The 19,510-nt window shown below is 50.0% G+C and carries 21 protein-coding genes; 15 read left to right on the top strand and 6 right to left on the bottom strand.

The features are described 5' to 3' along the window. Positions 1 to 4 precede the first annotated feature (4 nt). The 8 genes from hisH to tatC all read left to right on the top strand — a co-directional run bounded on the left by hisH (position 5) and on the right by tatC (position 4,859). Positions 5 to 646: an imidazole glycerol phosphate synthase subunit HisH gene (gene hisH, locus AC4IE8_RS07960; RefSeq protein ID WP_490790750.1), complete on the top strand. Its 642-nt coding sequence runs from the start codon at positions 5 to 7 to the stop codon at positions 644 to 646. Positions 647 to 711: 65 nt separating this feature from the next. Then, positions 712 to 1,452, top strand: a complete 741-nt coding sequence (hisA, locus tag AC4IE8_RS07955; RefSeq protein ID WP_068988221.1) for a 1-(5-phosphoribosyl)-5-[(5-phosphoribosylamino)methylideneamino]imidazole-4-carboxamide isomerase — start codon at positions 712 to 714, stop codon at positions 1,450 to 1,452. Positions 1,453 to 1,467: 15 nt separating this feature from the next. After that, complete coding sequence (gene hisF / locus AC4IE8_RS07950) at positions 1,468 to 2,238, top strand: imidazole glycerol phosphate synthase subunit HisF (protein ID WP_068988224.1); 771 nt, start codon at positions 1,468 to 1,470, stop codon at positions 2,236 to 2,238. Further along, positions 2,235 to 2,615, top strand: a complete 381-nt coding sequence (gene hisI / locus AC4IE8_RS07945) for a phosphoribosyl-AMP cyclohydrolase (protein WP_068988226.1) — start codon at positions 2,235 to 2,237, stop codon at positions 2,613 to 2,615. Before hisF ends, hisI begins: the two co-directional genes overlap by 4 nt. Positions 2,616 to 2,623: 8 nt before the next feature. Then, positions 2,624 to 2,950 carry a phosphoribosyl-ATP diphosphatase gene (locus AC4IE8_RS07940; RefSeq protein ID WP_068988228.1) on the top strand — a complete coding sequence of 109 codons (327 nt, stop codon included), beginning with the start codon at positions 2,624 to 2,626 and terminating at the stop codon, positions 2,948 to 2,950. A gap of 153 nt (positions 2,951 to 3,103) precedes the next feature. Beyond that, positions 3,104 to 3,346: a Sec-independent protein translocase subunit TatA gene (gene tatA, locus AC4IE8_RS07935; RefSeq protein ID WP_068988630.1), complete on the top strand. Its 243-nt coding sequence runs from the start codon at positions 3,104 to 3,106 to the stop codon at positions 3,344 to 3,346. Between the two features lie 37 nt (positions 3,347 to 3,383). Beyond that, positions 3,384 to 3,737 carry a Sec-independent protein translocase protein TatB gene (gene tatB, locus AC4IE8_RS07930; protein ID WP_068988231.1) on the top strand — a complete coding sequence of 118 codons (354 nt, stop codon included), beginning with the start codon at positions 3,384 to 3,386 and terminating at the stop codon, positions 3,735 to 3,737. Further along, positions 3,738 to 4,859 (top strand): twin-arginine translocase subunit TatC, encoded by a 1,122-nt coding sequence (tatC, locus tag AC4IE8_RS07925; protein ID WP_068988232.1) that lies wholly within the window; start codon positions 3,738 to 3,740, stop codon positions 4,857 to 4,859. 1 nt (position 4,860) lies between these two features. Here the strand turns inward: tatC and AC4IE8_RS07920 are convergent, their stop codons facing one another. Then, complete coding sequence (locus AC4IE8_RS07920) at positions 4,861 to 5,217, bottom strand: pentapeptide repeat-containing protein (protein ID WP_490790749.1); 357 nt, start codon at positions 5,215 to 5,217, stop codon at positions 4,861 to 4,863. Positions 5,218 to 5,364: 147 nt separating this feature from the next. On the opposite strand from AC4IE8_RS07920, the gene AC4IE8_RS07915 reads away from it, so the two are divergent. Together AC4IE8_RS07915 and AC4IE8_RS07910 are read left to right on the top strand one after the other, a co-directional pair. Next, complete coding sequence (locus AC4IE8_RS07915; protein WP_068988235.1) at positions 5,365 to 6,276, top strand: LysR family transcriptional regulator; 912 nt, start codon at positions 5,365 to 5,367, stop codon at positions 6,274 to 6,276. 143 nt (positions 6,277 to 6,419) lie between these two features. Continuing rightward, positions 6,420 to 7,367 carry a sigma-54 interaction domain-containing protein gene (locus AC4IE8_RS07910; RefSeq protein ID WP_068988237.1) on the top strand — a complete coding sequence of 316 codons (948 nt, stop codon included), beginning with the start codon at positions 6,420 to 6,422 and terminating at the stop codon, positions 7,365 to 7,367. A 13-nt stretch (positions 7,368 to 7,380) separates the two neighbouring features. On the opposite strand, the gene AC4IE8_RS07905 is transcribed toward AC4IE8_RS07910, so the two are convergent. Continuing rightward, on the bottom strand, positions 7,381 to 8,004 hold the full coding sequence (locus tag AC4IE8_RS07905; protein WP_083225929.1) for a TIGR04211 family SH3 domain-containing protein: 624 nt from the start codon (positions 8,002 to 8,004) through the stop codon (positions 7,381 to 7,383). 222 nt (positions 8,005 to 8,226) lie between these two features. On the opposite strand from AC4IE8_RS07905, the gene AC4IE8_RS07900 reads away from it, so the two are divergent. Next, entirely contained in the window at positions 8,227 to 8,625 is a 399-nt protein-coding gene (locus tag AC4IE8_RS07900) for a hypothetical protein (RefSeq protein ID WP_068988241.1), read from the top strand. A 125-nt stretch (positions 8,626 to 8,750) separates the two neighbouring features. Here the strand turns inward: AC4IE8_RS07900 and AC4IE8_RS07895 are convergent, their stop codons facing one another. From AC4IE8_RS07895 to AC4IE8_RS07880, 4 genes are all read right to left on the bottom strand, one after another. Continuing rightward, positions 8,751 to 11,078, bottom strand: a complete 2,328-nt coding sequence (locus tag AC4IE8_RS07895) for an ATP-binding protein (RefSeq protein ID WP_490790748.1) — start codon at positions 11,076 to 11,078, stop codon at positions 8,751 to 8,753. Continuing rightward, positions 11,078 to 11,629, bottom strand: coding sequence for a YfiR family protein (locus tag AC4IE8_RS07890; protein WP_490790747.1), 552 nt, complete (start codon positions 11,627 to 11,629; stop codon positions 11,078 to 11,080). The genes AC4IE8_RS07895 and AC4IE8_RS07890 overlap by 1 nt, the downstream gene beginning before the upstream one ends. A 332-nt stretch (positions 11,630 to 11,961) precedes the next feature. Further along, positions 11,962 to 14,016 (bottom strand): TonB-dependent receptor plug domain-containing protein, encoded by a 2,055-nt coding sequence (locus tag AC4IE8_RS07885; RefSeq protein ID WP_490790746.1) that lies wholly within the window; start codon positions 14,014 to 14,016, stop codon positions 11,962 to 11,964. A gap of 374 nt (positions 14,017 to 14,390) precedes the next feature. Then, positions 14,391 to 15,560 (bottom strand): YbfB/YjiJ family MFS transporter, encoded by a 1,170-nt coding sequence (locus AC4IE8_RS07880; RefSeq protein WP_068988249.1) that lies wholly within the window; start codon positions 15,558 to 15,560, stop codon positions 14,391 to 14,393. A gap of 97 nt (positions 15,561 to 15,657) precedes the next feature. Between AC4IE8_RS07880 and AC4IE8_RS07875 the strand changes: the two genes are divergently transcribed. From AC4IE8_RS07875 to AC4IE8_RS07860, 4 genes are all read left to right on the top strand, one after another. Continuing rightward, a complete protein-coding gene (locus AC4IE8_RS07875; RefSeq protein ID WP_490790745.1) occupies positions 15,658 to 16,536 on the top strand; it encodes a LysR family transcriptional regulator in 879 nt (292 codons plus the stop codon). Between the two features lie 141 nt (positions 16,537 to 16,677). Beyond that, entirely contained in the window at positions 16,678 to 17,826 is a 1,149-nt protein-coding gene (locus AC4IE8_RS07870) for a DUF3754 domain-containing protein (protein ID WP_490790744.1), read from the top strand. A 236-nt stretch (positions 17,827 to 18,062) separates the two neighbouring features. Then, complete coding sequence (locus AC4IE8_RS07865) at positions 18,063 to 18,650, top strand: rhodanese-like domain-containing protein (RefSeq protein WP_490790743.1); 588 nt, start codon at positions 18,063 to 18,065, stop codon at positions 18,648 to 18,650. A 195-nt stretch (positions 18,651 to 18,845) separates the two neighbouring features. Continuing rightward, entirely contained in the window at positions 18,846 to 19,472 is a 627-nt protein-coding gene (locus AC4IE8_RS07860; RefSeq protein ID WP_490790742.1) for a TetR/AcrR family transcriptional regulator, read from the top strand. The last annotated feature ends 38 nt before the right edge of the window (positions 19,473 to 19,510 follow it).

The raw sequence follows: 19,510 nt of genomic DNA, 5'->3' as shown, positions 1-19,510 counted from the left end.
CAAGATGTCACAGCGTATCACCGTTATCGACTACGGTATGGGAAATCTACGCTCAGTCGCAAAAGCGGTTGAGCATGTCGCTTCTGCTCAAGATGAGGTATTGGTTACCGATGATCCTGAGTTGATTCTGAATTCCGACCGGGTGGTTTTTCCCGGGCAGGGTGCTGCCAGGGACTGTATGGCGGCAATCTCCGATCACCACCTCAATCGGGCGGTTCTGGAAGCAGCCAACAGTAAGCCATTTCTTGGTATCTGTATGGGGCAGCAGGTGCTGCTTGAAAAGAGTGAGGAGAATGGCGGCACCGAACTGCTGGGACTGTTTGCCGGCCAGGTAAGGCACTTTCCCGGTGGGGTGGCCCCGGATGGCGAGGCGTTGAAGATCCCGCACATGGGTTGGAACAAAGTCAACCGACAGACCGACCACCCTCTCTGGCAGGGTATCGACCAGGATAGCCGTTTCTATTTTGTACACAGCTATTATGTCGATCCTCGGCAGCAGGATTTGATTGCAGCGACCACCGACTACGGTGTCAGTTTTGCCAGTGCCATTGCCCGGGAGAATCTGTTTGCCGTGCAATTTCATCCGGAAAAGAGTGCGGATGACGGCTTGCGCCTGCTGAAGAATTTCGTCAACTGGAATCATTGAGACCTACTCACCCGGCTGGGTTGGAATAGGCTGAATTTTGTAACCAATCAATCAGGATACCGCTTGTGCTGTTAATACCTGCAATAGACCTTAAAGATGGCCAATGTGTGCGCTTACGCCAGGGCCGCATGGAAGACGATACCGTGTTTTCCGACAACCCCTTGCAGATGGCAAGTCAGTGGGTTGAGGCTGGGGGGCGAAGACTCCATCTGGTGGATCTGAACGGCGCCTTTGCCGGCGAGCCGGTCAATGGTGGTGCGATTCGTGAGATTGCCAATGCTTATCCGGATCTGCCAATACAGGTGGGAGGCGGGATACGCGACGAAGCTACCATCGAGGCCTATCTTAAGGCTGGGGTGGAGTTCTGCATCATCGGAACCCAGGCGGTCAAAGAGCCGGATTTCGTCACCAGGGCCTGCCGGGAGTTTCCCGGTCATGTGATTGTCGGCCTGGATGCCAAAGAGGGTATGGTGGCAGTCAACGGTTGGGCGGAAGTGACCGATCAGGAGGTGACCGAACTCTCCCGGCGCTTTCAGGATGATGGGGTCTCTGCCATTGTCTATACCGATATCGGGCGGGATGGCATGATGAGCGGGCCCAATGTGGCAGCGACAAGGGACCTGGCCAACGCGATCACGATTCCGGTCATCGCTTCGGGCGGTATCACCGATATTGGTGACATCGAGGCCCTTTGCCAGGCGCAAACTGACAACATCATGGGTGCGATCACCGGCAGGGCGATCTATGAGGGTACACTGGATCTGGCAGAAGGACAGCGCCTGGCCGATCAACTGACAGGTTCATAACAAAGGTCTACCGGAATGCTAGCGAAACGAATTATTCCATGTCTCGACGTCGATGCAGGTCGTGTGGTGAAAGGGGTAAAGTTTGTTGAAATACGGGATGCCGGTGATCCGGTAGAGGTGGCGCGGCGCTATAACGAGGAGGGGGCGGATGAGATCACTTTCCTCGACATCACCGCCAGTTCCGATGACCGGGAGACCATCGTTCATGTGGTTGAACAGGTGGCCAGTGAAGTCTTCATTCCCCTGACGGTTGGGGGCGGGATTCGCACCGAGGACGATATCCGCAGGATGCTCAACGCAGGCGCGGATAAAGTCGCCATCAACACCGCAGCGGTATTTAACCCGGAATTTGTCAAGCAGGCTACCGATCGATTCGGCTCCCAGTGTATTGTGGTGGCGATCGACGCGAAAAAGGTCAGTGACGAAGGTGAACCCCTGAAATGGGAGATATTTACCCATGGCGGACGCAAGCCCACCGGCCTGGATGCCATCGAATGGGCGCAGCGGATGAGTGATTATGGCGCCGGAGAGATTCTGCTGACCAGTATGGATCGTGACGGTACCAAAATCGGCTTCGATAATGAGCTGACCCGGGCGATCGTTGAGGCTGTGCCGATCCCTGTAATTGCTTCCGGGGGTGTCGGAGAGCTGCAGCATCTGGTGGATGGGGTCAAAAAAGGTGGTGCTGATGCGGTATTGGCCGCGAGTATCTTTCACTTTGCTGAGTACTCCATCGGTGAGGCAAAACAGTTTATGGATCAACAGGGAGTCGAGGTAAGACAATGACTTGGCTCGAACAGATAAAGTGGGATCTGGATGGCCTGGTGCCGGCGATTGCCCAGGAGCGGGGCAGCGGCAAGATTCTAATGATGGCCTGGATGAACTCTGAAGCACTCACTCTGACCAGGCAGACCGGCCATGCAGTCTATTGGTCAAGATCGCGAAAAAAACTCTGGCACAAAGGGGAAGAATCTGGAAATCAACAGGTTGTTCATGCAATACGCCTCGATTGTGACGGCGATGTTGTTTTGCTGGAGGTTGAGCAAAAGGGTGGCATTGCCTGTCATACTGGAAGACACAACTGTTTTTACCGGGAATTGCAGGACGATCAGTGGCGGGAGATACTGCCGGTACTGAAAGATCCCAAGCAGATTTATAAGTGAGTTGAGGCATGAGTGATTTACTGCAACAACTGGCACAGGTACTCGAAGAGCGAAAGCTGGCGGCGCCGGATAGCTCCTACGTGGCCAAGCTCTATGACAAAGGGCTCGACGGGATCCTGAAAAAGATTGGCGAAGAGGCGACCGAGACCGTGATGGCGGCTAAGGACGGGGATGCAGACAAAATTGTCTATGAAACCGCGGATCTGTGGTTTCATACCCTGGTACTGCTGGCGCATCAGGGGCTGGGGCCCGATCTGGTGCTGAAGGAGTTGCAGCGGCGCTTTGGACTTTCCGGGCTGGAAGAGAAGGCCCAGCGGGGCAAATCGGCCTCATGAAAGGAAATGTTAGTTGTCTCAATAGTATGAGAGAGCACTCTTAGGTATCATTCCGGGGCTGTTCCTGAGTACAAAAGGCGCGTAGAGACTGAACAGGTCTAGTAATCGCGCTACATTCAAATGAAACCGGCTAGTCCGGAGGTGGAGAAAATTATGGGTTTTGGTGGTATCAGTATCTGGCAGCTGTTGATTATCCTGGCGATTGTCCTGCTGCTGTTCGGAACCAAACGGCTGAAAAACATCGGCTCTGACCTGGGTGGTGCGATCAAAGGCTTCAAGGGCGCCATGAAAGATGGTGAGAAAGAGTCGGCAAAGGCCAAAGAGCAGATCGAGCAGTCCGAGTCCGGAACGGTTGTGGATGGCGAAGTTACCTCGAAAGAGCGTGAGAAACACTGAGCCCGGATTGCAACCCAAGCATTGACTAGAGAACAGCATGTTTGATGTCGGTTTCTGGGAGTTGTCGATTATTGCACTGGTTGCATTGATCGTCATCGGTCCCGAACGTTTACCAAAAGTGGCCCGTACCGCCGGTCATTGGCTCGGCCGTGGCCGACGTTTCGTCGCCAATGTAAAGGCTGATATCGATCAGGAGATCAAAGCGGAAGAGCTGAAGGAGATCCTCGATAAGCAGGCCAAAATGGCCAATCCCGTGCATGAGATACTGGAAGAGACAAAACAGGATCTAAACCAGTTCAAGCAGCGGACTGAGAACCAGATTGAAGCGGCCCGGGATGAAATGGACTCCACACAGGCTCCGGAAAATAAAAAACCGAATCAAGCAGAATAGATGTCGGCACCCAATTCACCAGAAACCACTAATAAAGAGCAACCGCTGGTCTCGCACCTGATCGAACTCCGCGATCGGGTACTGCGCATGGTTTTGGCTGTGTTGGTGGTTTTCGCAGTACTGTTTCCCTTCGCCAACGACCTCTATAGTGCGATTGCCGGGCCGATGCGTGCCGCCCTGCCGGAAGGCAGCACCATGATCTCCACCAAGCCCATCGATCCGTTTCTGATCCCTTTCAAACTGAGCCTTCAGCTGGCCATATTCATCGCCATACCTTTCATCCTTTCCCAGTTCTGGGCGTTTGTGGCGCCTGGACTCTACCGCCATGAAAAACGGATGGTGGTACCGCTGTTGGTCTCAAGTACGCTGCTGTTCTATTTGGGTATGGCGTTTGCCTATTTTGCGGTGTTTCCCCTGGTCTTCACCTTTCTCGCGGGAACTGCCCCGGAAGGGGTTGAAGTGGCCACCGACATGGGCAGTTATCTCGATTTTGTGATGACCCTGTTTTTTGCCTTCGGTGTGGCTTTCGAAGTCCCTATTGCCACCATCATTCTGGTATGGCTTGGCATCACCACACCGGAAAAACTGCGCCACAAACGCCCCTATGTGATTGTTGGCGCCTTTGTTGTGGGAATGTTCCTCACACCACCCGATGTGATCTCTCAAACCCTGCTGGCACTGCCGATGTGGGTGCTGTTCGAGCTGGGTGTGATCTTCTCCAAAGGATTTATGAAGAAGCCGGATGAGGAATCCGAAACAGCGGCCGTCGAAACCACGCCAGAGGTTGTGGAAGAGGGGCAACTGGAGACAGCCGAAGCACCTGTGGGAAGTGATATCGATCCGGCCCAGGACTATATCGATCCCGATCGATTCGTCCCGATGACCGATGATGAAATGGAAGCGGAACTGGATGCCATCGAAGCTGATGACGAGAGCGCCCCGGCTGAGTCGGCGCAGAGTCAGGACTCGGTAGAGGCTAAGCTCGAGCAGGTGCAGCAGCATCGGGCATCTGGAGAGGTGGAACAGGCCAGGGAGCTGCTCTATGAGATTCTTCAGGATGGCAATTCAGATCAGCGCATGGTGGCCAGAAATATCCTGGCCCAGCTTGATTCCGAGGATTGAATCATCCCCTGACCCTGAGCCGGGTACCGTGAACCAGTGACAGGGTAATCTCTTCAGCCGATATGGATGCCGGGAAGTAGGTTCCTGAGATCTTTGCACTATTGATACTGGCGCCTTCAAGTATCGTCTGTCTCAAGTCTACCCCCCGTAGATCAGCATGACGCAGATAGGCGTCGGCCATGTTCAACCCTCTTGCATCCAGGGCTCTTAAGTCCACACCGCGCAGGTCGGCACCCTCCAGACTGCACTCTTCACCTGCTGACCGCCGTTCATTGAACTCCTCGACCTGTCCATGTTTCAGCAGCTGGTACATGGGATTCTGACTAAGCTCTCGGTGTGCCATGGTGACCTCGTTCATACATCTCGCTTCGGGTTATTTGAATTCTTATAGTGATAATTTAGTTCATAGAGTCGGTGAGCAGGTATTAACAATATATGTATTTATTGTTGATATTAACGCACTCTCCATCTAGTATTGGAAATATTAATGCTTCGAGTGACGAAAATGGCTGGCACCCCACAAATTCATTATAAACAAAACCGACTCAAGCAATTGAGGGCCTTTTGCCATGCGGCACAAACAGGATCCATCAGCGAAGCTGCAGAACGGCTCTATTTGAGTCAGCCCACCGTTTCACTTCAGATACAAGCCCTGGAGAGGGAGCTGGAGACGGTACTGTTTGAGCGGCGGGGGCCGAAGATCAAACTCACACCGGAAGGTGAGACTCTCTACAAACTCTCTCAGCCCCTGGTCGAGGGTATGGACAAACTGCAGGAGACCTTCTCCGCCTCCTGTGGAAAACTGGAGAGTGGTGAATTGAATATTGCCGCCGGGGAGTCCACCATTCTCTATATCCTGCCCGAGCCGATTCGCCGCTTTGCTGAACGATATCCCGGCATTCGGGTGAAGTTGCACAATGTTACCGGACGCGATGGAATGGCCATGCTCAGGGCGGATGAGACCGATCTCGCGATTGGCTCGATGCTCGAGATTCCGGATGATGTAACCTATCAACCGGTCGTCAACTATGCACCGGTACTGATCACTCCCAAGGATCATCCTTTAGCCAAGAAAGAACAGATTCGACTGCACGATATCAGCCCCTATGGGCTGATCCTGCCACCTCACCACCTGAGCACCTGGAGGATGGTCGACCTGGTGTTCAAGCAGCACAACGCCAGTTATAACGTGACCCTTGAAGCCGGGGGTTGGGAAGTGATCAAAAAATATGTGGAGATCGGTCTTGGCATCTCGATTGTCACCGATGTCTGTCTGACCGGGGAGGAGCAAGTGGCAACCATCCCGCTGGGTGACTATTTCCCCGACCGGAGCTACGGCATCGTGCTCAGACGGGGTAAGTTTCTATCGCCCCAGGCCAAGCGATTTCTGGAGATTGTCCGCGAACTCTATAATTAACCGCTATAAAACAACTCTTTTTCCCATTATTGGGGGTAAAAAAGAACTATTTTCAGCTGGTTAGCGATATTTCTACCTGTTTTGGTCATTGTTATTTTCCTCATGCAGAAAAGTGTTTTAGAATAGACCCGCTTGTAGAGGAGATGGATATGATCGGAAAGGCCCCGGAATTTCAAACCCTGCTTCGCGCCATGCGAATTGTGTCTGCAACAGATGCAACGGTATTGCTAACTGGTGAAAGTGGCACTGGCAAGGAGTTGCTTGCTCAGGCACTGCACGAAAACAGTCGTCGCTCCAACATGCCTTTTATTACGGTGAATTGTGCTGCACTGCCCACCCAGCTGGCAGAGAGCGAGCTGTTTGGACATCGTAAAGGCGCCTATACCGGTGCAACCTCTGACAGTATGGGTAAGGTTCAGGCCGCACAGGGTGGCACCCTGTTACTGGATGAGATCGGTGAATTGCCACTCAGCGTTCAGGCAAAGCTGCTGCGCTTTCTTGAGACTGGCGAATGTCAGATGGTTGGCCGGGCCAACAACAAACGGGTCGATGTGCGAATCATTGCAGCAACCAATCGTGACCTCTCCAAATCCCTTGATGAGGGAACATTCCGAAGTGACCTCTACTATCGTCTGAATGTAGTTCCTTTGGAGCTGCCACCTCTGCGTGAGCGTGCCGGGGATATGGAATTGTTGCTCAACGGACTGACCTTTGAACTATCCAAAAGCTACAATCTGCGTGCACCGGTCTATAGCAGGCAGGTGTTGAAGACTTTGAACTCCTATCCTTGGCCTGGAAATGTTCGTGAATTGAAGAATTTTGCTGAACGTATGCTGATTCTCTTCTCTGGCAGAAAAGTCGAAGTTGAAAATCTGCCGATTGAGTTCCGCAGTCAGGTTAAGCGGAGTGCGGTCAAGGAAGGCAGTTTTGTCCTGCCGGAACAGGGGTTGAGCATGGATCGGCTGGAGGCCGACCTGATTGAACAGGCACTCTCCAAAGCACTGGGTAACCGCAGTAAGGCAGCTCGCCTGCTTGGTCTTACCCGGGATACCCTGCTCTACAGGATGAAGAAATACGCGATCGATTGTTAACGGTCCCTGGGTCTCAGTAGATTCTGAAACCACCATGGCGTCTGCGGCTGCGATAGTCGAACAGGGCAATTCCGGCGAATATGCCTAATAGGAAAGTGATCGCAGTTGCAATCAGCCCCCATTTCAGAGGGAGCATCGTTCCAAAATCCCCCTGTTGCGCTCTGAGACTTTCGTTCTCCTGCTGAATACGATCCAGTGCCGCGACGATTCCCTCGGTATTTTCCAACTGATCCTGTAACTCGGTGTTGGTTTGCTGTTCCTGGCTTTTCAGATTATTGAGCAACTTTTCCGTCTCACTCAGCTGTTGCCCTTTAACCCGCAAACTCTCCTTCAACTCACTGTTTTCAGCTGTCAGCTCGATCACAAGCGTACGGGCAGGTTTGGATTTGATTAAAAAACCGGCTTTGGTCCAACCGACCGTGCCGTCCTTTGTACGTACTTCGGCGAAAAAACCCTCTTCACTGAGTAATTCCAGCTCAGTTCCGCTTTTGAGACGTTTTAATAACTTGCCTTTGGAGTTGATCAGCTCGTGGAGAGATAGATTCAGTTCATCAGTGACATAACGGGTCTCGGAATGGGCAGACATACTGACACAGAGTAGACAGCTACAAAGCAGTGAAACGATATAGAACTTCATTAGAGTTAAGGGCCTTAACCTATCTCGCGGAAATCCCGCATCAAATCAAACAATCAGTCAGAAAAAAGCATATCGAATAGGAGACCGGCATACTAGTCCCAATCTTGCCAGTGAGGCGTGGTTCACTGAAACCACAGCATCCCCGGTCTGTTCAGTTTCCGTTCAGTAAGCCCCGATTATGCTGAACTCGAAACATAGCAAAAAGATCACAGGAGACATCTGATGAACGCAATCCACAAACTGGTTGTAGCCACGACATTGAGTCTGATCGTTACCGGACCAGCCTTGGCTGGCCATGCGGATCAACAGAGAGTTTGCGATCATGAGTGGGCGGATAGAATTGATCAGCGTTTGGATCGTCAGTATCGACGCATACAGCGGGGTGTTGATCAACACAGCCTTACCTACAAGGAGCGTAAGCAATTAAAGAAAAAACACAGAAAAATTAGAAGATTGTCTCGGGAGTATCAAGAAGATGGATATCTCTCCCGAAAAGAGTTCAAACGCCTGACCCGAAAACTCGACAGACTCAGTGATCGAATCTGGGAGTACAAACATAATGATCTGGAGCGTTATGTGATCTATCACGATCGATATGCACATCAGAACGAGCGTCGGTAATTGCTGAACAGGTAGCTATTTCGTTCGCAGCTTGATGTGGATTCGTGTAAACAGGCCCTAAGCCGATCTCCTTCTCCTTCCGGGAGAAGGAGTTTGCTATGAGAGGGGTTTGGATCCGTTATCGCTCAGGCTTTAAAATGATTGGAAAAACTCTCCAGGTGAGCCAATAGCTCAGAGAGCTCATCATCAATCAGTGCTTGCGGTTGATTTTCACGTTTCATGATCGACTTCAGGTACATCGCTTTGGCATGGATTGACGTGGCTCCGCTATTGCTAGCCGATCCAGCTAATTTGTGTACCGCCTGATAGAGAGAGGACTTATCCTTTTTCAGCGAAGCCTGTTGGATGTTACTCGATATTTCCGGCAGCATGGCTAAAAACTCTTTCAGGATCAAACGAGCGGCCTGTTCGTTCCCCGCCACACTTGCCAGGGCGGTATCACGGTCATAGATTTTATTGCCCGCTTGCAGACTATGGTTCCGTTGGCCGGTTGGGTTTTGGTAGTTAATGTTTTTGCACCATTTTGCGATGATGCCGTATAGCTGCTCAGGCAGGTAGGGTTTTGGCAGAAGGTCATTCATTCCCGCGTCGGCCACCTCCTTACGTTTTTCCGGCAATACATGGGCAGTAACTGCAATGATCGGTATGTTTTCCGTGGCCGAGTTAGGTTGCCTCAACTGTATGGCCGCGTCGATACCGCTCATAATGGGCATCTCGAGATCCATCAGAATCAGATCGAAGTTGATTTCAGAGATTCTCTCCATTGCCTCAATGGCACTGTATACGGCAACCACTTCCGCCCCTTCGTTGAGCAGCAGAGTCTTGGCCAGCATCAAATTGACGTTACTATCGTCTACCACCAAAATTCTCAAGTCTTTGAGTAGTGAACCGTGAGGCTCCAATAATGCAGTTTTTACGTCGTCAGCGAGATCGATGACAGACATATCCTTCATCTTCTCTTTCTGAGGAAGCGACAGATAGATGGTGATGGTGAACTCTGATCCCTTCTCGGGAGTGCTCTTCAACGAAATGCTGCCGCCCATCAGCTGGACCAGGCGCTTGGCGATTACCAGGCCCAAGCCGGTACCTCCATAGTGTCGGGTCAATGAACCATCGGCTTGTTGAAACGGCTGAAAGAGTTGCTCCTGCTGTTCCTGGCCAATACCGATGCCGGTGTCACGGATTTTGATGGCGAGGGCGATTCTTTGATTTTTTTGCCGTTGTTTCTCAATATTGATGGTGACCTGACCCTGGTCTGTGAATTTGATGGCGTTACCCACCAGGTTGATCAGAATCTGCCTTAAACGTGTTGAGTCGCCATACAGCACGGGGGGAATGTCGTGAGCCACATAGGTGACCAGTTTTAAACCCTTTTCCAGTGCTTTGGGGGTAAACAGGACCTGCACGCTTTTGATCATCGATTCCAGTACGAAATTGCTGTTTTCAAGCTTTACCTTGCCGGCTTCCATTTTTGAGAAATCGAGAATGTCATCAATGATGTCGAGTAGTGAATTAGCGGAGCTGGTGATAATGCGTAGATAGTCCGCTTGCTGATCATCCAGTTCGGTTTTCTCAAGTAAGTGAGCAAAGCCGATGACACCGCTCATTGGGGTACGAATTTCGTGGCTCATGGTTGCCAGAAAATCACTTTTTGCCTGACTTGCAGCCTCTGCACCTTCTTTTGCCCATTCCAATTCCTGAGTGCGCTCTGCTACCAGTTGTTCCAGATCCTGTTGGTATGCGTTCAAATCCCGGTCATACTGCTCGATTTTATTCAGCATGATGTTGAACTCGTCGACCAGTGTTCCCAGCTCATCATTACTGACCCGCTTCGCACGACGGCTAAAATCTTGATCAGCCGTTATGGCTTCTATGGTGGATAACAGCTGATTGACCGGAGCAGAGACGATTTTTTGAAATCGACTGGAAAGCAATAGCGCAAAAAGCATGGAGATAGTGAAAACCCCAAGTATCAGGAGTGCCTGTTGAATCAACACTGAACGGGCATTACTCATATCACCAACGATAACGAAATAGCCAATCAGCTCTTCATCAAGCACAATCGGCTCTTCGACTTCAATCAATCCAAACAGCAGAAAAGAGCCCTCGGAAGTGTTGGTTTGTAGTTTCTCAGGGGTATTTGATTTTCTCTGATATGCTGTAAAAACCTTTCGATTCAGATTAAGTATTTTTGCACTGACAACATCGCTTTGTGTGGCCAGGGTTGAGAGAATGTCCTCAGCAGCGTGTTCGTCACGAAAAGTGATAGCTGCGCTGCTGTTGGCGCCCAATACCCTTGCCAGTGTGTGTAGCCTCGATACTGTCTCGTCGCGAGTCGAGGTGATTTCCAAAACCATAGATAAAAACAGACTGAGCAATAGCACTGAGGCCGCAGAGGCCAGAATAATGGCTTCAATTTTTTGTTTGATCGAAGCATTGTGCAGTAGATTCATTACTTAGCCTCATCATCGATAATTGTGGCTAGATCAAGTAGTCTTGAACTGAGCCTTAAGCCAGCTGATCGCGTGGTGTTGAGATTGATAATGAAACGTAGTTTATCCCGATCCTGTGTCAGTTCGATCATTCCACCCATTTGGCTGAATTGGTCCATTTCACTGATTGTTAAAACTGGTTGCATCTTGATTGACTGCAAGACCTCTCGAATTCGATTTTGGGTTGATTCTGCTAGATAGAGTAGATGGCAGTTACTCAGGATAGATTCATCGCTGATCTTAACGATCTTGATCGGTTTTCCTCGTAACACCCGGCCGGCCAGTTTAGGCAGGTTTTTGGTTATATTGTCGTCGCCGATCGAGCACAATGTTAAGGTGTCCTGCACTGTTTTTGATTGACTGTCAGGCCAGCGGGTGAATTTTGCAAAATTGTAGATAAATACTGTCTTCAAGAGGGCGGCTTCCTGCTCAGAATCCTGGGCGGCAGAGATTGTCATTGTGGACAATGAAAACACCACTATTGTTATGTAGGTCAACAGCCTTGTTGCCACGATTTCAATCCACTTTGAAGCTTTATTCTGTTATTTCAAATTTTATCTCTACTCTTTATCTATAACCGGTTACCACTGACTCGAACTACGGTCGTTACCTTCATGGGTGTGGAAAAAAGGTAAGCTAAACAGGGTGCGAGTTGCGTGCAGAGCTGACAGTGGTCGTGTCGTGTTACCGAGCTAAAGACCGCGCCTTCAGCGAAACTATTTGGCTTATCTTTTTGCGGAGCATTCGAATTGTTTGCTCTGGCTTTTGTCTTGGATTTTAGTGTCTTTTTCATTGTGTCGTTTAACTCTGTTATTAGGTATTTTGCTAAATGTCGCCTGTAGGATCAGTTGTTGAATTTGTACCTGATCTCTGCGTAAAAATTTCTTTCCGGTAGTGGTAGACCCTCAGGAATGTTCGGACTGGTGTACTCTCTTGCATCTTCATCGAAAAGATTCCGAATTGAAGTAGCAAACTCCCAGTTTTTACCCGGTAAGTACCTGAATGTTGTGTCGACAATCAGATAGTCATCAAGTGAGGTTCGGTTGTCGTTGGCTCTTCTTTCGCGCTCACCGATCCAGTTGAATTGAAGGTTCCAGTTCCAGTGGTCAAGAAAAAACCAATCACCTCGTAGGTAGGCATCCTGCTCCGGTTGATCAAACGCGCGAAATGCACTGTCGTCCTGCTCCCGAATGGTGTAACTACCGGAAAGTCTCAAGCTATCTGTCAGTTGCCATTTGGCTTCCAGCTCAATACCTTGAATGGTGTGCTCCCCGATATTGGTAAAGGTGCCGAGCGACTCTTCAGGTTCTTTTACATCGTCAATCAGATCGGTCTGCTGGTAGCGGAATAGATTCATCGCCAAATTCAGATTTGAATTGAGTCTGTAAGCGAACGCCAGCTCCCAGGTCTCAGAGCGTTCTGGCTTTAGCTCTGGGTTGGGCAGGGCATTGGAGGTACTGGCATAGAGCTCTTGAAATGATGGGGGTCGGAATGCGCGACCGTAGAAGAGTTTGGTTGTCAGCTGATCAGTGCTCTGCCAGACCAGGCCAAGACGTGGATTGAATGTGCTGCCGAAGTCTGAGTAGTGATCATACCTGGCTCCGGCAGTCAGTTCCCAATCATTCGCCAGCTGCCAGATATCCTGAGCGAAAACATAGTAAATCTTACGTCTCTTTTCCGGTGAAAATGCATAAGGGGTATCGCTGAGGTCAACCAGTTCACTGCCCAGTGGAATTTCATTGCCATCGGCGCCGGTTCCGAAGTTCACATACTGTTCTACCCGATAGAGATCCTGCCAGATGTAACCGGTCCCCAGACGAATGGATTGCCCCTGAAATCCACTATAGAGACCACTCGCTTCAGCGGAGATTCTCTGCTCAGCCGAACGCATTTGGTTGATTAGTCCCGCTGTGTTTGCGTCTGACAGGGCTCCCGGGGGGCGTTCCTGAAAGCCGTCACCGGAAGAGTAACTGTAGTCCTGAAAGCGTAATTCTGCGTCGACAATCCAGTCTGGATGGAATTGACTGTTGTTGTAAAAAAGGTCTGTGTTGATCCGTTTTTCATTGGCATTGGTGACTGGGTCGAGTACGCCAAGTCCGGACATGCCGGTCTCAATCTCGCTATGATAGGTATAGTCAAGATTCAGTCGCCAGTTTGAGTATGCTGCAGAAAAGCGGATCTCTTCACTCTTCCAACCATATTGGGCATTATCCGGTGCGAGTGAGGCGTTGGTGTCGGATCGACTGTCTGACACCGATTGGGCATCAGTATTGATCTGGGGATCGTGACCATCGGTATTGTAAAAATCCATAGTCAGCCCGATATCGAGACCATTCAGGCTATCACCATATTGGATCCAGCCGTTATCTGTATCAAAACTGCCACTACGAAGCCCAACTTCGTTGTGGCTGACCTTGCTGGCTGCTTTGGTAATGACATTAATCACACCGGCCGAGGCGTCGGCACCAAACAGAGCAGAGCCAGGGCCGCGTATAACTTCAATACGCTCGATACTGCTGATTGGCATGCCTTTCCAGAAGAAACCAAAGCCCCACAAGAGATCACGCATTGAGACGCCGTTGACCATTAACAGAGTCTGGGTGGCCGTGGCGCCTCTTATCTGTATCAGTGGGCGGAAACCAAACTGATTGGCTCTGATGTGTATACCCGGAACACTCTCCAGAATATCGACAAGATTTGTCGCACCGGTTGCCTTGATATCCTCTTCAGTAATCACGGTTACCGCTGAGGGAGCTTTGGCTACCGTCTGTTTTGTATCGGTAGAGATCGTAACTTCCAGTTCCATCAACTCTTCCAGACTGAGAGAGAGAAAATGGTCAAGTTTTTCATCGTGTACGGCGTGAACCTGTGGTCCAATCAGTAGCAGGAGAGAAAACATGTAAAGACTATTTTTGAACATTATTTAATCGCGTTTCTTTGACCAATAACGCTGGTTCACATGAAAGCAGGACAGGTAGAGGCGATGAATTGAGTGATAAAAGGTCATCAATTTCAGGGTAGTTGTAAATCGCATCTGTTTTTTGTTGATGTTTGATTGCGGGGCATTGCTGCAATTTGTCATCAAGCTGAATCACCTTATTGTGTCGGGGCACCCGATAAAATGAATTCAGACAATTTACTTGTTACAACTATTGTAATTCAAAAAGAACAAAAGAGATAAAGGGCAATGGGATTAATTGTGGGGAGTGGGGGAGGTGCTGTTAGGATTTGAAATACATATCTCAGGCTAAGTTATGAGTTAATATCATAACTTTAATTGGGCTGTTCAATACGTTTCAAATACCACAATATGGTTGTGCCAATGACCATCATTCCGGCAGCCAAATAGAGTCCGAGATGGTAGTTGCCGCTATAAGCTGCAACAGAACCGGTCACGGCGGGTGCAAGGATTTGGGCTATGCCGTAAGCCACAGTCATTCTGCCCATCATTTTTGCGGGTCGGGTTGGGTAGTAACGGCCTGCCATTGTGAGTACAAGGCTGACAATGCCAATGAAGGTGGCACCGAATAATACCGCGCCCAGCATGGCCAGGATCAGATCAGCCTTAACAACCGGTAGCAGAATGCCGATGATTTGTAAGATTGAGGCGATGATCAAGGCATTCAGATAACCGGTTTTACGTGCAATCAGATCCCACAATATACAGGCCGGTGTTGCCGCCAGGCCGAGTAGCAGAAATGTCCAGGCTCCCAGGCCCAGCAGGCCGGGCAGTCGATCCACAATGGCCACAATGAATGTGGCGCTGACAACATATCCCACGCCGGCACAGAAGTAGACAACCATAAAAAGCCTTAGAAACAGTGTGCTTGGCGGGTTGTCAGTCATGGACCGACCACTCTGGGTTACACTCTGGGTTTCAGGGCGAGGCAACCAACGCCAGGCGGGGAAGATCAGGATCAATCCGAGCAGGGTCAGTAATTGCCACTGCTGACTCCAATCCAGATGTGACTTCATGACCTCAACCAGTGCTGCACAGATTGCGATTCCCGCCCCGAGGCCGCTGAAATGGATACCCAGTTCACTTCGATGGTCATGGCGTATCAGCCAATTGAGAATCAACCCCGATCCCAACAAAAGTCCAGCAGCACTGCTCAGACCGGCAAAAAATCTCAAGAGGGACCAGATCCAGAAGTTTTCCGTCATACCCATGCCGATTGTGGTTACTACCGCAACGATTAATCCAATCCGGTATAAACGGTCTTTCAGCATGAGGTCACTGATCAGTGCTGCGATAATCGCACCGGTCAGGTAGCCGATGTAGTTGATCGAGGCCAGCCAGCCCGCTTCCGAGATACCAAGTCCCGCTTGCTGCTGCATGATCGGGAGTAGGGGCGTGTAGGCAAACCGGGCGATACCCAGGGTGAGTATCAGGCTGAGAATGCCGGCCACCAGTATCTTCAATCGCTCTGTTTTTGGGTTCATCGGTCGCCCTTGAGTTTGATGGATAAAACTTACATACTTCCATGTATCAAATAAAGTGAATATTTGAGAAGATTTCGTTCTGAATTGGAGAAAGGTCATGGAGTTGAATTCACTCTTAACATTCAAGGCCGTGGTGGAGGAGGGTGGAATACTCTCGGCTTCGAGAAAGCTGAATACAGTTCAGTCCAATGTGACCAGTAGAATCAAAAGGCTCGAACAGGAGCTGAATTCAGAACTCTTCTATCGCAAGGGGCGTGGTCTGGCGCTGGCGCCTGCCGGTCATGTGTTGTATGAGTATGCGTGCCAGATTCTGCAACTGGAGACGCAGGCGGGCATGGCGGTTCGGCAGGTTGGCGAGCAATCCGGTGAACTCCGCATCGGAGCCATGGAGACCTTCGCTTCCCTGCGTCTGGCGCCCGCGTTGAAAAGATTGAAAGCCTCCCACAAAGGGGTGGAGCTGAGAGTCGTGACTGACACTTCTTCAGCACTGGTTGAGCGGGTATTGAATCATAAACTGGACTGTGCTTTTGTAGCCGGCAGGGTGGACCAGGAGAAGTTGTTGGTCTGTGACATTGGTCGTGAAGAGCTGGTTCTGGTTCGGGCCAGAGGAACTGACTGCCAATCCCAGCTTATCCTGTTTCGTGAAGGCTGCGCCTATCGGGCCAGTGCACTGGCCTGGCACAGGGAGTGTGGTCAGCAGGTCAGTGAGGTTATGGAACTGGGCACCCTGGACGGCATACTCGGATGTGTCTCAGTCGGCCTGGGCTGTACCTTGATGCCTGCCTGGGTAGTCGCACAAAGTCGTTATGCCGATGAGCTGGCGATGGAGCAGATTTCACCGCACCTGGCAATGGTGCCTACCGTTATGATCCGGCATAAACAGGGGGTGCCGATGAAAGCGCTGGAGACACTGGCCCAGGCAGTCATCGAGTCAGCAGAAAACAACAATCGGGCTGCTCAGTTGAAAATGGCCTGATTGGATCTACCTGGAGCCGGTTGCTCGCCAGGTGAACAAATTAGCTCGCATGAATCCGAATAGCCGCAGCCCCAATGAATCTCAATAACATGGGTAACATGCGGTGATCCGTCAATATCATAAAAAACGGTTACTGACCTGATGCAAGAACACAAAAGTATTGCCCAATTCGATCATTTTATACCTGTAAGTACATCCCGATTGATTACCGCCTTGGTCAGGGCTGGCCTGTCCACTGAACAGGTAAGGGTTGTGCATAAGATCAGAAGACTGATTACCCTGCAATTCTCTGATCGATTGATAAAATTGAAGCAGCTCTACCAACCCTTCAATCCTGACCGGGAGCTGTTAGTTGAGGGCGCTGAATCGATTCAATCTGCAGATACAATCCAGCAGATAAAGCAACTGTTGCATGAGGCGAATTATAGTGAACTCACGCGGCAGCAGATCGAATACGCATTGGAGCAGACCTCTCCCTACGGTCTGGATGTAAAGATCGACTTTGATCAATTTGCAGATGTCTCTCTGTTTTATCGTGCTAAAAGCCAACGGTCAGTGATGGTTCGGGACTGGAAGACCTTGTTTATCAAAAAACGGAGTGTCAATCTGATCGCCTATCAGAGAATCTGTCTGCTGCTTCACTATCCAAAAGAACATCACAAGTCGGGAATTCATATCAAGTTGTTCAAAGATATCTTAAGACCTGATCTTGAGATGCTGTTTCCTGACTGTAAAATAAGAATGAAAACCATTGATAAGATCAAGCTAGCGATTACAGGTGGTGGTGGTACGGCTGGTGGCCTGGTGGCTACCATTGGTAAATTAACCGCCGCAGTTTCACCGCTGGCTATCGTTATGGCTGTGGCAGGTTTTGCGGCGTTACTCTGGCGTCAAATCAACAAAGTGTTTGTCCAGCGAACCAGGTATATGGCCTCCCTGGCTCAGAATCTCTACTTCAATAATCTTGATAACAACATGGGGGCAATCACCTATCTGATCGATCAGGCACGGCAGGAAGAGATCAAGGAGACGCTGCTCGCCTATGGTCTGATTAACCTGCAGAAGATAAACAATAGCGCGGAGCTAGATTCGGCTTGCGAAACCTGGTTGATGGAACAGTTTGATTGCACAATCGATTTTGATATCGAGGATGGTCTGAAAAAACTCGTTGATTACAAGCTTATCGAACAGCAGAACGATCCATTGAGTTGCCAGTCAGCGGAAATTCTGTGTGAACTATTGGATCGCCAATGGCAGGAGTATATGCAATTGCCAGAGAATCGGATCTAGTCGCCGGTTTTCTAGGGCGTGATAACAGGCCCTAGAATCCATACCTTTCAAGGGTTGGTAACAACTGTCCGGATAAGATATAAAAAAACATCGATTGCTGCTGACTGCCGATGAGTTCGAATCAGCACGATACACCTTAGTTGGCTTTTAAGATGGAATACAGGATGAACTCTAAACGCATTGTTTTACTTCTCTTGGGAACGCTGCTTTTTACAGTCACCGCTCAGGGGTTGGAGGTGAACATAACAGCGCAGATTGACGAATTTGAGGTCGAACATCAGGGTAAGATGATCACCATTCGTCGTAATCAGGACACCGAGGCCATGTTGGAGTTCGATTTTGCTCGGACCTCTCGACCATGTCCACCATTCTGTGCCCAACCAATGAAGGTTGCGGATGGGATTGAAACGATTGGTGAAGTAGAACTGATCGCCTTTTTACAGAATCAGCTTGTTGAACAACAAGGTTTGCTGATCGATGCCAGGACCGAAGATTGGCATGAACGGGGTACCATACCCGGCTCAATCAATATTCCTTTTACTCACCTCAATCCAACGCAGGGTGCTGATGAAATTACCCTTGAGGAATCGCTGCAACGTTTAGGCGCTCGATTTGTCAACGGGAGATGGGACTTCCGTCAGGCAAAGCAGCTGGTTATTTGGTGTAACGGTCCCTGGTGTGGTCAATCTCCTACCGCAATCCGGGGCTTGATTGGGGTCGGATACCCCAAACAGAAATTACTCTACTATCGGGGAGGGATGCAGCTATGGCGGATATTCGGTTTGCCGGTGGTCTCTCCAGATGGTGTCTTGCTTGATGAATGATCATACAGCTTGACTAAACCTTCCGGCTCGAAAGGCCAGTCTCGGAGTCCGGTTTTTCTGCACAGCACTGGCGGCTGGTCCCATTTCCAAAGGCTCGATGGCGCTTCAGTGAGGTGTCAGTTGAGTTGAACCTTGAAAAATATGACTATTAGTCATAAAATGACTGACAGTCATATTTATTCGATAGCAGCGATCATGAAATCACTAAGAAAACAGAGAGAGTTTGAGCGTCGGGAAGAAGATATCCTGGATGCTGCGTTGACTCTGTTTTCAGGCCCGGGCTGGGAGTCTGTATCGATCGACCAGATTGCCAAACTGGCGGAAATCGGCAAGGGCACGGTCTACAACCACTTTGCCAGCAAAGATGAGCTGCTGTTTCGTCTGATGTTGAGGTTTTACGAAGGCCTACTATTTCAACTGAAGCAAGAAACTTTTGACTCCAATCAGATACTAACGAGTTTTGAGCGTATTTTCAGGCTTGCCTTCAAGTACCATCTTGAGCACCGGGAATATCGCTATGTGGTTGAATATTGTAAAAGAATCGATTTCAGGGAGCGGGCTGAAGAGGCCTGGCGCTCCTCCTTTCTGGATCTTGACAGGGCATTCGGTGAGTGGGGAGATCCGATGTTGTTGTCGGCCATGGAGCAGGGCCTAATCGCAAATCGTCCTACCGGACACATCCATATGGGTATGCATGCCTGTTTCAATGGTGCGATTGAAATGTTGTGGGCCGGCCGTGACTGGTGCCTGCATGGCGATGAAACTGAAATATTAGAAGCCGTGACTGCTTTTATGATGGCTGGCGTAATCGGCCATCGCTAAAAAAATTTACTGCAAAATGACCGGTGGTCATAAACTGA

Source organism: Candidatus Thiodiazotropha sp. AKAK2 (assembly GCF_058244685.1).
Note: the sequence above shows the minus strand (reverse complement) of the source record. Positions and strands in the feature narration are given on the sequence as shown.

What these genes read in the sequence shown, in the direction of transcription:
- hisH (WP_490790750.1), top strand. Translation starts at nt 5, where the DNA reads ATGTCACAGCGTATCACCGTTATCGACTACGGTATGGGAAATCTACGC.
- hisF (WP_068988224.1), top strand. Translation starts at nt 1,468, where the DNA reads ATGCTAGCGAAACGAATTATTCCATGTCTCGACGTCGATGCAGGTCGT.
- hisI (WP_068988226.1), top strand. Translation starts at nt 2,235, where the DNA reads ATGACTTGGCTCGAACAGATAAAGTGGGATCTGGATGGCCTGGTGCCG.
- AC4IE8_RS07940 (WP_068988228.1), top strand. Translation starts at nt 2,624, where the DNA reads ATGAGTGATTTACTGCAACAACTGGCACAGGTACTCGAAGAGCGAAAG.
- tatA (WP_068988630.1), top strand. Translation starts at nt 3,104, where the DNA reads ATGGGTTTTGGTGGTATCAGTATCTGGCAGCTGTTGATTATCCTGGCG.
- tatB (WP_068988231.1), top strand. Translation starts at nt 3,384, where the DNA reads ATGTTTGATGTCGGTTTCTGGGAGTTGTCGATTATTGCACTGGTTGCA.
- tatC (WP_068988232.1), top strand. Translation starts at nt 3,738, where the DNA reads ATGTCGGCACCCAATTCACCAGAAACCACTAATAAAGAGCAACCGCTG.
- AC4IE8_RS07920 (WP_490790749.1), bottom strand. Translation starts at nt 5,217, where the DNA reads ATGAACGAGGTCACCATGGCACACCGAGAGCTTAGTCAGAATCCCATG.
- AC4IE8_RS07915 (WP_068988235.1), top strand. Translation starts at nt 5,365, where the DNA reads ATGGCTGGCACCCCACAAATTCATTATAAACAAAACCGACTCAAGCAA.
- AC4IE8_RS07910 (WP_068988237.1), top strand. Translation starts at nt 6,420, where the DNA reads ATGGATATGATCGGAAAGGCCCCGGAATTTCAAACCCTGCTTCGCGCC.
- AC4IE8_RS07905 (WP_083225929.1), bottom strand. Translation starts at nt 8,004, where the DNA reads ATGAAGTTCTATATCGTTTCACTGCTTTGTAGCTGTCTACTCTGTGTC.
- AC4IE8_RS07900 (WP_068988241.1), top strand. Translation starts at nt 8,227, where the DNA reads ATGAACGCAATCCACAAACTGGTTGTAGCCACGACATTGAGTCTGATC.
- AC4IE8_RS07895 (WP_490790748.1), bottom strand. Translation starts at nt 11,078, where the DNA reads ATGAATCTACTGCACAATGCTTCGATCAAACAAAAAATTGAAGCCATT.
- AC4IE8_RS07885 (WP_490790746.1), bottom strand. Translation starts at nt 14,016, where the DNA reads ATGTTTTCTCTCCTGCTACTGATTGGACCACAGGTTCACGCCGTACAC.
- AC4IE8_RS07880 (WP_068988249.1), bottom strand. Translation starts at nt 15,560, where the DNA reads ATGAACCCAAAAACAGAGCGATTGAAGATACTGGTGGCCGGCATTCTC.
- AC4IE8_RS07875 (WP_490790745.1), top strand. Translation starts at nt 15,658, where the DNA reads ATGGAGTTGAATTCACTCTTAACATTCAAGGCCGTGGTGGAGGAGGGT.
- AC4IE8_RS07870 (WP_490790744.1), top strand. Translation starts at nt 16,678, where the DNA reads ATGCAAGAACACAAAAGTATTGCCCAATTCGATCATTTTATACCTGTA.
- AC4IE8_RS07860 (WP_490790742.1), top strand. Translation starts at nt 18,846, where the DNA reads ATGAAATCACTAAGAAAACAGAGAGAGTTTGAGCGTCGGGAAGAAGAT.